The 12,160-nt window shown below is 59.4% G+C and carries 13 protein-coding genes; 6 read left to right on the top strand and 7 right to left on the bottom strand.

The annotated features are described in order from the left end of the window. The 3 genes from znuB to DT594_RS12855 are packed head-to-tail and all read right to left on the bottom strand — an operon-like array spanning position 1 to position 2,061. Positions 1–786, bottom strand: a complete 786-nt coding sequence (znuB, locus tag DT594_RS12865; protein ID WP_096345344.1) for a zinc ABC transporter permease subunit ZnuB — start codon at positions 784–786, stop codon at positions 1–3. Beyond that, a complete protein-coding gene (gene znuC / locus DT594_RS12860; RefSeq protein WP_149333028.1) occupies positions 779–1,570 on the bottom strand; it encodes a zinc ABC transporter ATP-binding protein ZnuC in 792 nt (263 codons plus the stop codon). The genes znuB and znuC overlap by 8 nt, the downstream gene beginning before the upstream one ends. Then, positions 1,567–2,061 (bottom strand): Fur family transcriptional regulator, encoded by a 495-nt coding sequence (locus tag DT594_RS12855; RefSeq protein WP_149333027.1) that lies wholly within the window; start codon positions 2,059–2,061, stop codon positions 1,567–1,569. Before DT594_RS12855 ends, znuC begins: the two co-directional genes overlap by 4 nt. Positions 2,062–2,143: 82 nt before the next feature. Between DT594_RS12855 and znuA the strand changes: the two genes are divergently transcribed. After that, positions 2,144–3,073 carry a zinc ABC transporter substrate-binding protein ZnuA gene (znuA, locus tag DT594_RS12850; protein WP_149333026.1) on the top strand — a complete coding sequence of 310 codons (930 nt, stop codon included), beginning with the start codon at positions 2,144–2,146 and terminating at the stop codon, positions 3,071–3,073. A 13-nt stretch (positions 3,074–3,086) separates the two neighbouring features. Here the strand turns inward: znuA and DT594_RS12845 are convergent, their stop codons facing one another. Continuing rightward, positions 3,087–3,500: a group II truncated hemoglobin gene (locus DT594_RS12845; RefSeq protein WP_149333025.1), complete on the bottom strand. Its 414-nt coding sequence runs from the start codon at positions 3,498–3,500 to the stop codon at positions 3,087–3,089. A 154-nt stretch (positions 3,501–3,654) separates the two neighbouring features. On the opposite strand from DT594_RS12845, the gene DT594_RS12840 reads away from it, so the two are divergent. Then, positions 3,655–4,557 carry an ROK family protein gene (locus DT594_RS12840; RefSeq protein ID WP_149333024.1) on the top strand — a complete coding sequence of 301 codons (903 nt, stop codon included), beginning with the start codon at positions 3,655–3,657 and terminating at the stop codon, positions 4,555–4,557. Here DT594_RS12840 and DT594_RS12835 read toward each other — a convergent pair. Both DT594_RS12835 and DT594_RS12830 read right to left on the bottom strand, forming a co-directional pair. Further along, complete coding sequence (locus tag DT594_RS12835) at positions 4,554–5,498, bottom strand: homoserine kinase (RefSeq protein WP_149333023.1); 945 nt, start codon at positions 5,496–5,498, stop codon at positions 4,554–4,556. The two genes, DT594_RS12840 and DT594_RS12835, sit on opposite strands and share 4 nt — an antisense overlap. A gap of 9 nt (positions 5,499–5,507) precedes the next feature. After that, the gene (locus DT594_RS12830) at positions 5,508–5,792 is read right to left on the bottom strand and encodes a DUF2782 domain-containing protein (protein WP_246164638.1); all 285 of its coding nucleotides are present in this window, start codon (positions 5,790–5,792) and stop codon (positions 5,508–5,510) included. 76 nt (positions 5,793–5,868) lie between these two features. Here DT594_RS12830 and polA point away from each other — a divergent pair, with 76 nt between their 5' ends. Continuing rightward, positions 5,869–8,613: a DNA polymerase I gene (gene polA / locus DT594_RS12825; RefSeq protein ID WP_149333021.1), complete on the top strand. Its 2,745-nt coding sequence runs from the start codon at positions 5,869–5,871 to the stop codon at positions 8,611–8,613. A 246-nt stretch (positions 8,614–8,859) separates the two neighbouring features. On the opposite strand, the gene yihA is transcribed toward polA, so the two are convergent. After that, entirely contained in the window at positions 8,860–9,567 is a 708-nt protein-coding gene (gene yihA, locus DT594_RS12820) for a ribosome biogenesis GTP-binding protein YihA/YsxC (protein ID WP_149333020.1), read from the bottom strand. Positions 9,568–9,845: 278 nt separating this feature from the next. Here yihA and DT594_RS12815 point away from each other — a divergent pair, with 278 nt between their 5' ends. The 3 genes from DT594_RS12815 (at position 9,846) to DT594_RS12805 (ending at position 12,122) form a co-directional block, all read left to right on the top strand. Next, the gene (locus tag DT594_RS12815; protein ID WP_149333019.1) at positions 9,846–10,466 is read left to right on the top strand and encodes a c-type cytochrome; all 621 of its coding nucleotides are present in this window, start codon (positions 9,846–9,848) and stop codon (positions 10,464–10,466) included. Positions 10,467–10,619: 153 nt separating this feature from the next. Beyond that, positions 10,620–11,252 carry a thiol:disulfide interchange protein DsbA/DsbL gene (locus DT594_RS12810; RefSeq protein WP_246164632.1) on the top strand — a complete coding sequence of 211 codons (633 nt, stop codon included), beginning with the start codon at positions 10,620–10,622 and terminating at the stop codon, positions 11,250–11,252. A 9-nt stretch (positions 11,253–11,261) separates the two neighbouring features. Then, positions 11,262–12,122, top strand: a complete 861-nt coding sequence (locus DT594_RS12805; RefSeq protein WP_425460553.1) for an endonuclease/exonuclease/phosphatase family protein — start codon at positions 11,262–11,264, stop codon at positions 12,120–12,122. The last annotated feature ends 38 nt before the right edge of the window (positions 12,123–12,160 follow it).

Genomic DNA, 12,160 nt, shown 5'->3' with positions numbered 1-12,160 from the left:
TCAGGCCCGGCGCGGAACGCTGACCGCAAGCATGAAGAACAGCGCGGCGCAGACCACGATCGACGGACCTGCTGGCGTATCCAGGTTCCACGACATCGCCAGCCCACCCATCACTGCCAGACAGCCCAGCACGCTGGCGCCCATGGCCATTTGCTCTGGCGTGCGTGCATGGCGCTGAGCCGCCGCCGGCGGGATGATCAGCAGCGAGGTGATCAGCAGCACACCGACGATCTTCATTGCCACCGCGATGACGATGGCTATCAGCAGCATCAGCGCCAGGCGGATCGCCGTGACCGGCAAACCTTCCACGCGGGCCAGCTCCTCATGCACGGTGACCGACAGCAGCCGGCGCCAGAGCAGGGTCAGTAACACCATCACTATCACCAGCCCGCCGAGCATCCAGTACAGATCCTCGCGACCGATGGCCAGCAGGTCGCCGAACAGGTAGGCCATCAGGTCAACGCGCACGTTATCGGTCAACGCCAACACCACCAGGCCTAGCGACAGGCTGCTGTGCGCCAGAATGCCAAGCAGCGTATCGCTGGCCAGCCACTGCTTGTGCTGCAGAGCGACCAGCAGAACGGCCAAGAGTACGCAGCCGAGCGTCACTGCGAGAGTGAGGTTGATATCCAGCAGAATGCCCAACGCAATACCCAGCAGCGCCGAGTGCGACAGGGTATCGCCAAAATAGGCCATGCGCCGCCAGACCACGAAGGAGCCCAGCGGGCCAGCCACCAGAGCCAGGGCAAGGCCGGCCATGAGCGCATAAATCAGAAAGTCAGGCATGCTTGCAGTCAGGTCCGTGCTGGTGGCTGTGTGATGTATGGGAAGGCAAGGCATCCACTACTTCACCATGCAGATCATGGTCGTGATCATGGTGGTGGTTGTACACCGCCAGGGCGCTGGCCTGCTCGCCAAACAGCGCGACAAAAGCCGGGTCCAGGCTGACCTGTTCGGGATGGCCGGAACAGCATACGTGGCGATTCAGGCACACCACCGTGGTTGTGGTCGCCATCACCAGATGCAGATCGTGCGAGACCATCAGCACGCCGCAGTTATAGCGGTCGCGCAGGCGGGTAATCAGTTGGTACAACTCAATCTGACCGTTTACATCCACACCCTGCACCGGCTCGTCGAGCACCAGCAAGTCCGGATTACGCAGCAATGCCCTGGCCAGCAATATGCGTTGCAACTCGCCACCGGAGACCTGTTGCAACGGCCGCTCAAGCAGATGCCCGGCGCCTACATCCTCCAGCGCCTGCAGTGCCTCGCTGCGCTTGGCACCCGGCGCCAGCAGCAAAAAGCGCATGACTGTCAGCGGCAGGGTCGCATCCACCTGCAACTTCTGCGGCATATAGCCGATGCGCATGCGGGGCTGGCGCTGCACCTTGCCCGAGTCCGTCTTGAGCAAACCCAGCACGACTCGCACCAGGCTGGTTTTACCCGCGCCGTTGGGGCCAATCAAGGTGACGACTTCACCGCGCTTGACGCTGAGGCTGACCGATTCCAGCACCGGGTTGCCATGCAGCCGCAGGCTGACATTACTCAGACTGAGCAGTGACTCGCTCATGCTGCCGCCTGGCACTGCGCGCACAGACCGGTGATTTCTACGGTTTCGCCCTCGACCTGAAATCCGAAGCCCTTGGCACTGGCGGCGATGGCGTCCTGGATGGAACTGTTATCCAGCTCGATAGCGATATGACACTGCCGACAAATCAGAAACTGACCCTGATGTCGGTGCTCCGGGCTGGCGCAGCCAATAAAAGCATTCAGCGACGCAATGCGATGGACCAGACCCTGCTCCAAGAGAAAGTCCAGCGCCCGGTATACGGTTGGGGGGGCTGCACGTCGGCCATCTTCTCGCGCCAGCGTATCAAGAATGTCATAGGCGCCCAGTGGCTTGTGACTGTCCCAGACCAGCTCCAGCACCCGTTTACGCAGCGCGGTAAAACGCACGCCGGCGCGCTCGCACAAGTGTTCGGCCGCCGCCAGCGCGTCATGCACACAGGCGTCGTGGTCATGCGGTTGGTGCGGATCATGGGGCAGGCTGAGATTGCTCATGGCGGGCTGGCCTTCAAAGGGAGTCTGGTCAACGGCTTTACTGCTGTTATCATATAACAATTACGCCCCCGGAGATATTTCCATGCTGTTGCGCTTAATGCTCTTGCTGCTTTGCAGTCTGGGCCTGTCTTTTCCTGTGCTGGCTGACAGCGCCAAGGTGCTGACCACCATCAAACCGCTGCAGCAGATCGCCGCGGCGGTGATGGACGGCGTCGACACTCCGGCGGTGTTGCTCCCGCCCGGCAATTCGCCGCACAACTACGCTCTGCGCCCGTCAGACCGCCGTGCGCTGTTGAATGCCGAGCGCATCTACTGGATCGGCCCCGAGCTGGAGCTGTTCCTGGAAGAGGTGCTGGGTCGCCAGGGCAACGCCCAGGCGCTGCTGCATCTACCGGGCATGCGGGTGCGCGAGCAACTGCAATCCATTAACTTCCAGGAAGATGAAAGCGAGCACAATCATGGCCATGATCACGGTCATGACCACGACCACGGCGCACTGGATTCACATATCTGGCTGTCGCCAGACAACGCGGTGCATATTGCCCGATTTATGGCCGCGGATCTGGCCAATCTGTATCCGCAACATGCGGATCAGTTGACTGCCAATGCGGAGGCTTTCGTTGAACGCCTCAGTGAGTTGGACGCGCGCCTGAAAGAGCGCCTGGGGCCGCTGCAGGATCGGGCGTATTTTGTCTTCCATGATGGCTACGGCTATTTCGAGGACCATTACGGCTTGCGCCCGCGCGGCATTTTCAGCCTGTCCCATGAAGTGCAGCCGGGAGCGCGGCATATCAATCTGTTGCGCCAGCAACTGCAGAAAGCCGGGGCCAGTTGCGTATTTACCGAACCGCAATTCACCCCGCGTCTGGTCGATAGCTTGACCCAGGGCCTGCCCGTTGAAAAAGGCGAACTGGATCCATTAGGTGGCGGCGTTCAGATCTCTGCGCGCGGTTACGAGCAAACCTTGAGCTCGCTTGCCGAGCAGATGGCCAACTGCCTGGAAAAACTCTGAACAGGTGCCGCCGCTAGCTGCGGCGGGTTGCCTGCGAGGCTTGCATCACCCGTTCGGCTGGAACCCGTAGTTGCTGGAAAAGATAAGCTTTGAATTCCGCTGACCACGGCTGCCGTTCCAGCGCCCCGGCCATGCAGTTGAGCCAGGCATCGCGCTCGGCCTCATCGATGCTCCAGTGCGCGTGAAAGCTGGGTAAATTGATCTGCCCGTAGCGCTCCAGATAGAGCCGCGGCCCGCCTAGCCAGCCGCACAAAAACCGGGTGAGTTTGTCCCGCGCCGAGCTCAGATCCTCGGCATGCAACCTCCGCACCGCCACGGCATCAGCATGCTCATCCATTATCTGGTAGAAATCATCCACCAGTTGCCGCACCCCCTCATACCCGCCGGCAGCCTGGAATGAGGCGTCTTGTTGACCGTATTGCAGCATATTGATCTACCCCTCTATGACCGATGTAGCCTGGCGGTGATCGCAACCCGCCAAGGTAAAGATTCGAAACGCTTGCTCTAACGCGGCGCCTCGGCTTTGTTTGAGCGAGACGACAGGGCAGAATGAGCTCATACCTGTTCAAGAGATAACCATCATGACCCTGCGTATCGGCATCGATCTGGGTGGCACCAAAACCGAACTCGTTGCGCTCGATACTGAAGGCCAGGAGCGCTACCGCATCCGCGTACCGACCCCTTCCAACGACTACGCGGCGCTGATCGCCTGCATAGTCACTCTGGTCACCGACGCTGAACACCAGCTCGGCGCCAGCGCCAGCATCGGCATAGGTGTACCCGGATCGCCGTCCCCGGCCACCTCACTGATGCGCAATGCCAATACCCAATGCCTGAACGGCAAGCCTTTTCAACAGGATCTGAGCGACGCGCTGCAGCGCGAAGTACACCTTGCCAACGATGCCAACTGCTTTGCCCTGTCGGAAGCGATTGACGGCGCTGGCCGGGGCGCCCAGGTAGTGTTCGGCGTCATTCTTGGCACCGGCACCGGCGGCGGCGTGGTGATCAACCAGCAGGTGCTCAAGGGTCGCAACGCGATCGGCGGGGAATGGGGCCATAATCCGTTGCCCTGGCCCACGGCCGCCGAGCTGCCTGGTATTCAATGTTTTTGCGGCAAACGCGGCTGCATTGAAACCTTCGTCTCCGGCACCGGCTTCGCCCGTGACCACCAGTTGCAGACCGGCGAAAAGCTGTCCGCTCTGGAAATCACCCAGCGGGCCGACGCCAGCGACCCACAGGCTCTGGCCACCCTGGCGCGTTACTACGACCGCCTGGCCCGAGCGCTGGCCAGCGTGATCAACGTGCTGGATCCAGACGTAGTGGTATTGGGCGGCGGTATGTCGCGCTACCAGCCGCTGTATCTGCAATTGACCCAGCGCTTACCCAGTTATGTGTTCTCGGACTGCTTCACCACGCCGATCCTGCCTGCCGTGCATGGGGATGCCAGCGGCGTGCGCGGCGCGGCCTGGCTCTGGCCGGGTTAGAGCGCCAAGGGTAAGCCGATACTCACTTTGCCATGGCCTTCCAGCACCCGCAGAAAATGCTCTGGCTCCTTGACCAGCACACCGCTCTGGCCGCTGTGCTGATCTGCCGCCAATTGCCGCGAGAGCCAGAAACGCAGCGCTGCCAGGCGCAGCACGTCGGCCCAGTGTTCAGCTTCGACCGGCGTGAAACGTCGGATGCCGGCGTAACCGGCCAGCAGCGCGTGGGTGCGGCCGGAATCGAGGCGCTGGCTCTCGTCCATACACCAGTCATTCACGCAGATGGCCACATCATAAAGCGTCCAGCCACTGGCGGCGTTGTAGAAATCGATCACGCCACTCAGATGGTGGCCGTCAAACAGTACATTGTCGCGGAACAGGTCGGCATGCAGCACCGCCTCAGGCAAATGCGGCGGCGTTTGCAGCCAGCTGTCGATAACGCCGCGCAGCGGCTCAAGCATCGCCTGCTGGGCATGCAGCAACTGTTCACCGAGATGCCGCTGCATCCACGGCAGGCCACGGTCAGTTTCGCGCAGTAAGCCACTTTTTTCCGTGCTGTTGTGCAGCCGGGCCAGCGTCTGACCGACGGCCTGGCAATGGCTGGCATCCGGCTGGGCTACATGCTTGCCGGGCAGCCGCGGTTGCAGCAGCGCGGGCCGACCGTTGAGTTGCTGCAGCGCCTGGCCCTGTTGATCCGACAGCGCGTAAGGCACTGGGAGATCATCGGCGTGCAGGTGCTCAAGCAATTCGATAAAGAACGGCAGATCGTCCACCGGACCACGCTCGACCAGCGTCAGCACGAACTCGCCGCGCTCACAACTGACGAAAAAATTGCTGTTCTCGCTGCCACCGCTGATGCCTTCATGGCTCAGCAGACGACCGAGATCGTAGCGCGTTAGAAAAGCTTCAAGCTCAGCCCGGCTGACCTCGGTAAATACAGACATGGACCGCCCCTACCACTCGAAAATTTTCCACGACGGGATGCGCAAGCCTTCCGGCTGATCGGAACGGGCAAAATTACCATCGTCGTCGACCGCTACCAGATAATAGGGAGCACCATTCTTCGGCGTGATCTTGATCGCGTACAGGAATCCATTCAGGCGGTACTCCTCAACAGTACGGTCACCTTCCGTGCGAATGGTTACCTCAGGCTCGCCGGGGGCGTCCTGTGCCTGAGCTGAAAGGCTGACCGCAAAGGCCAGACCAATCACCGCCAATCCGCGGCCGAGTGTGCTTATCATGATAAAGTTGTCCTATCGTGGAATGATGCTCTTATTCTAGTCTCTTTTACCTATGGAAATGTTGACCTGACGCATGACTGACAAAGCCCCCCTGATCCTGGTGGATGGTTCATCCTACCTTTACCGGGCCTTTCACGCCCTGCCGCCGCTGACTACGTCCAAGGGTTTGCCCACCGGCGCAGTAAAAGGCGTGCTGAACATGCTCAACAGTCTGCGCAAACAGTATCCGCGCAGCCCCTTTGCCGTGGTCTTCGACGCCAAGGGCAAGACCTTCCGCGATGAGCTGTTTGAAGATTACAAATCCCACCGCCCGCCGATGCCCGACGATTTGCGCCTGCAGATCGAACCTCTGCATGCCAGCGTCAAGGCCCTCGGCCTGCCGCTGCTGTGTGTGGATGGCGTGGAAGCGGATGACGTGATTGGTACCCTGGCCCGGCAAAGCGCGGCGGCCGGCTGCCCGGTGGTGATTTCCACCGGCGACAAGGACATGGCCCAACTGGTCGATGAACACATCACCCTGGTCAACACCATGAGTGGCACGGTGCTGGATATTCCGGGCGTGCACGAGAAGTTCGGCGTCGGCCCGGAATGCATCATCGACTTTCTCGCGCTGATGGGCGACAAGTCCGACAACATTCCCGGCGTCCCGGGCGTGGGCGAGAAAACCGCCTCCGGTCTGATTACCGGTATCGGCGGCGGGCTGGACATGATCTACGCCAACCTCGATAAAGTGCCGGAGCTGACCATCCGTGGGGCGAAGAAGCTGCCGGAGAAGCTGCTGGAGTTCAAGGAGATGGCTTATCTCTCCTACCAGCTGGCAACCATCAAGGTAGATGTGGAGCTGGATATCCGCGCTGACGCGCTGATGCCCGGCAAACCTGACCGCGAAGCGCTGATGGCGCTGTACCAGGAGCTGGAATTCAGAAGCTGGGTAGAGGATCTGTCGCGCGAGGCCAAGGCCGTCGCGCAAGGCGCGGCTAGCGCACCCGTCGAAGCCACCGCTGCTGAAGTGAAATACGAGATTGTTCTCGATCAGGCTGGCCTGGAGCGTTGGTTGGACAAGCTGCGCAGCGCCGATCTATTCGCATTCGACACCGAAACCACCAGCATTCACGCGCAGAAGGCGGAGCTGGTAGGCGTATCGCTAGCCGTCTCGGCCAATGAAGCAGCCTATATTCCGGTGGCCCACAGCTATATGGGCGTGCCTGACCAGCTCGACCGCGACGCCGTGGTTGCCGCACTCAAGCCGCTGCTGGAAGACCCGAACAAAGCCAAGGTCGGGCAGCACGCCAAGTACGACATGAACGTGCTCGCGCATTACGGCGTCGAGATGCAGGGGATCGCCTTCGATACCATGCTTGAGTCCTACGTACTTAACTCCACCGCGACCCGTCACGATATGGACAGTCTGGCGCTGCGGTATCTCGGCCATAGCACCATTCATTTCGAAGACATCGCCGGCAAGGGCGCCAAGCAGCTGACCTTTGATCAGATCGCGCTGGAGCAGGCCGGACCTTACGCCGCCGAAGATGCCGATATCACCTTACGTTTGCACCAGACACTCTGGGCCAAGCTGGAAGCCGAGCCGAGTCTAGCCAAGGTGCTGCGCGAGATTGAAATGCCGCTGGTGCCAGTGCTGGCACGGATCGAGCGCTACGGCGCGCTGGTCGATGCCAAGCTGCTGGGCATCCAGAGCATCGAGCTGGGTGACAAGATGACAGCTCTGCAACGCGAAGCCTTCGAACTGGCCGGCGAAGAGTTCAATCTGGGCTCACCCAAGCAGCTGGGTACCATTCTGTATGAAAAGCAGGGCATCCCGGTGATCTCCAAGACCGCCAAGGGCCAGCCCTCGACCGCCGAGGCGGTGCTGGCCGAGCTGGCAGAGCAGGGTTATCCGTTGCCTCAGGTGATCATGCAGTACCGCACCCTGAGCAAGCTCAAGAGCACCTACACCGACCGCCTGCCGGAGCAGATCAACCCGCGCACCGGGCGTATTCACACCAGCTATCACCAGGCCGTCGCGGCCACCGGACGGCTGTCGTCTTCTGATCCGAACCTGCAGAACATTCCGATTCGGACCGCCGAAGGCCGGCGTATTCGCCAGGCCTTTGTCGCACCCAAAGGCTACAAGCTGGTAGCGGCGGACTATTCGCAGATCGAACTGCGGATCATGGCCCATCTGGCCCAGGATCCTGGACTGCTGCACGCTTTTCAGAATGGCCTGGACGTGCACAAGGCTACCGCTGCCGAGGTCTTCGGTGTGGAGCTGGATGAAGTCAGCAACGATCAGCGGCGCAAGGCCAAGGCGATCAACTTCGGCCTGATCTACGGCATGAGCGCCTTTGGTCTGGCTAAACAGATTGATGTCGATCGTAAACAGGCTCAGGCCTATATCGACCGCTACTTCACCCGCTACCCAGGCGTACTCGGCTATATGGAGCGCACTCGAGCTCAGGCTGGCGAGCAGGGCTTCGTCGAAACCCTGTTCGGTCGACGCCTGTACCTGCCGGATATCAATGCCAAGAATCAGGCGCTACGCAAAGGCGCCGAGCGCACCGCGATCAACGCGCCGATGCAGGGTACCGCAGCGGATATCATCAAACGGGCGATGCTCACGGTTGATGCCTGGCTGGCGGAGTCTGGCCTCGACGCCCGGGTGATCATGCAGGTGCACGACGAACTGGTACTGGAAGTGCGCGAGGATCAAGTGCCGCAATTGAGCGAAGGGCTGCGCACCCATATGGCTGCTGCAGCCGAACTGGCGGTGCCGCTCGTGGTGGATGTCGGAGTGGGTGACAACTGGGATGAGGCGCACTGAGATAGCGCTGAAACCCCTGTTACAGAGGCCTCAAAAACTATTTTCAGTATTTTTGAATTTTTATTGAACTTAGATTGAACGGGGCCGGTCAGAATCTGTGAAAGGCCAGTCAAGCCCTTCATGCTCCTAGATGTGATTTAGTGTTGGCAGAAATACCGGGTAATCTCTCCTAGCACGCCCGGTTATTAGACCTCGAACTTTCCCTCCCCATAGAAGTTCGAGGTTTTTTTTGGTCAGGCGTAATGGCTATTCGCCAGCTTGGTTTTCCTGCTCGTCATCCGATTCCGCCTGCAACTGATCATCTACCGCGTCTGCTTCCTCGTCCTGTTCAGAGAAAAGCCAGCTATCCAGCACGGTGTAGGCCTCATCCAGACCCTGGCGCTTGGGTGCTGAAAACAGCTGCACCGAGGCGCGATTGCCGTATTCCTTGCGGACGATGGTCTGCACCTTCAACAAGGTATTCTTCGCTGCGCCAAAAGCCAGTTTGTCGGCTTTGCTGAGCAGGATATGCGCGGGCAGGCCGCTGACGTCGCTCCACTCAAGCATCATCCGGTCAAAATCGGACAGGGGATGGCGAATGTCCATTACCAGCACCAGACCCACCAGTGAATTACGCTCGGTCAGATAAGCGTCCAGGTGCTGTTTCCAGTGCTCCTTGAGCGCCAGCGGGACTTTGGCGTAACCGTAACCGGGCAGGTCCACCAGGCGGCGTTGCTCGTCGAGGCCAAAGAAATTGAGCAGCTGAGTACGCCCAGGGGTTTTCGAGGTGCGTGCCAGGCGCGCGTGGGTCAGGGTGTTCAGCGCGCTGGACTTACCCGCATTGGAACGCCCGGCAAAAGCGACCTCGTAACCGCGGTCCGCTGGGCATTGGGTCACTTCGCTGGCGCTTTTGATAAAGGTGGCCTGCTGACAGAGTGTGACCAGATGTTTTGTTGCGGGTGGAGCTGAAGACATGAGAAATCCGTTACGCTGCGGGCTGATTGGGCCAGATGACGTTCACCTTGGCCATCGCCTTAGTATATACTGCTGCGGTTTTATAACGCGAAAGCTTACTGCGACGTTCTGTACATTGCGTCGCTCACGCGCGACAGATAGCATTGGGCAATAAATTCCATCCCGCTGCTGTGGACTGTCTGGCGTGGAATAAACGAGGCATGCTGTTGCGTCACACAAGGTCTTAAGGCCGGACGCTCAGACAAGGCCCACTCTTTCAGCCGTAATTGGATTAGCCGATGAATAAATTACTCGTTAGCCTGGTGTTATCCCTCGGTATGGCCGGTACGGCCTACGCACAAGAAATACTCGTGGGCGATGCAGAAGCCGGTGCCGGCAAAGTGGCCATGTGCGGCGCTTGTCACGGTCCCGACGGCAACAGCCCTTCTGCAGAATTCCCGAAAATCGCCGGGCTTGGGGAAAAGTACCTGTACAAGCAGCTGAACGATATCAAGAATGGCGACCGCGTTGTCGTCGAGATGACCGGCATGCTGGATGATTTCGACGAGCAGGATCTGCGCGATATCGCTGCCCATTTTGACGCCCAGAAAACCGCTGGCGGTGTGGCGAATGACGCCGGACTGGTAGCCCGCGGTTCAGAAATCTACCGTGGTGGCGATCTGGAAACCGGCCTGCCAGCTTGCACCGGCTGCCATTCACCTACCGGCCTGGGTAACGACCCTGCTGGCTTTCCGCGTCTGAGCGGCCAGCACGCAAAATATATCGCCAAGCAGCTGACCAACTTCCGCGAAGGCGAGCGCAGCAACGATGGCGAGTCGATGGTTATGCGCACGATTGCCAGCCGCTTGAGCAACAAGGATATCGAAGCGGTCTCCGCCTATATCCAGGGTTTGCGTTAAGCTCGGCAGCCCCTAGGGGTCATATGTTATGTTGCCGGTTGTTTCCACCGGCTTCACTTGAGGGGTGGCTTAGGTCACCCTTTTTTGTGCCGGGGAATTTTTTCATCCCGATCATAGTCTTACACACAGAACAATTCAGTCGGAGAGAATTACATGCGCGTATTAATGACAGCAGGCCTGCTCTGGTTACTGGGTAGCTTTGCGCTGCTGCAAGCACAGGAAGCCGATTACCAGGCCGGTGAGCATTATATCGTCCTACCTGCCCCGGCCACCACGGCTGACCCCGAGAAAATCGAAGTTGCCGAGCTGTTCTGGTACGGCTGTGGCCATTGCTTCCAGTTTGACCCGATCATCAGCGAGTGGAAGGGCAGCCTGGCTGAAGACGTCAGCTTCCGTGAAGTACCGGCCATGTTTGGCGGCGCCTGGAATACTCACGCACAGCTGTTCTACACGGTCGAGAGCCTGGGCAAGCTGGAAGAAACCCACAGCGCCATCTTCAATGCAATTCATCGGCAGAATAATCGTCTGGCCGATAAAGACGCGATGATCGAGCTGCTCGCCGACTACGACATCAGCGCAGAAGAGTTCAACAAGGCCTGGGGCTCATTCGGTGTGCGTAGCAAAATGGAGCAGGCGACCCGTCTGGCCAAAGCCTATCGCGCCACCGGCGTTCCCACACTGATCGTCAACGGCAAGTACCGTATCGAAGGCGCCATGGTTGGTGGCTTTGACGAGATGCTCAAGGTTGCCGAGTTCCTGGTAGACAAGGAACGTCAGGCCCTCTAGGGCTAGCTCATGGTCAAGCCCATCGTTCCGCCAAGACGCCGCTCCCTGCATGGCTTGATGCTGCCGGGCAATCTGCAGACCAATCATCTGTGTGACTGCCCGGATGGCGCTTTGCCCGAGGTGATGCGCCTGCTGAGCTTCAATATTCAGGTGGGCATCAACACACAGAAATACCATCACTACCTGACGCGTAGTTGGCAGCATTTGCTGCCACATAACGGCCGACACCATACGCTGGGCGAGATTGGAAAAGTGCTGAATGACTTTGATCTTGTCGCACTGCAGGAAGTGGATGGTGGCAGCATGCGTTCGGGGTACGTCAACCAGGTCGAGCATCTGGCCCGCGAAGGTCAGTTCCCGTACTGGTATCAGCAGCTCAACCGCAACCTGGGGCGCTTTGCCCAGCACTCCAACGGCTTGCTTAGCCGTTATGCGCCGGAATTGCTGGAAGATCACAAGCTGCCAGGCTTTATGCCCGGCCGTGGGGCGATCCTGACCAGCTTTGGCAAGGGCAAGGACTCACTGCTGGTGGTGATGATGCATCTGGCCCTGAGTACCAAGGCCCGGGCCAACCAACTGGCTTATATTCGCGAGAGGATCAGCGATCACAAGCATGTGGTGTTGATGGGCGACATGAATACCCATGCCGAAGATCTGCTGGAACACTCCCCGTTACGCGGCAGCAACCTGCACACAGCAACGCTGCCAGGTACCTATCCAAGCTGGAAACCGGCACGCGTGCTGGATCATATCCTGATCAGCCCAAGCCTGAGCATTGAGCGCGTCGATGTACTGCCCAATGCCATTTCTGATCACTTGCCGGTCTCCATGCATATCCGGTTACCGCATGCACTGTGCAATCCTGGTTAACAGTTTCGCCTTCTGGATCTGAGCTCCGGCTAGTCATA

The organism is Halopseudomonas laoshanensis, assembly GCF_008365385.1.
Lineage (GTDB): Bacteria > Pseudomonadota > Gammaproteobacteria > Pseudomonadales > Pseudomonadaceae > Halopseudomonas > Halopseudomonas laoshanensis.
This window is presented reverse-complemented; position numbering and strand designations above follow the sequence as displayed.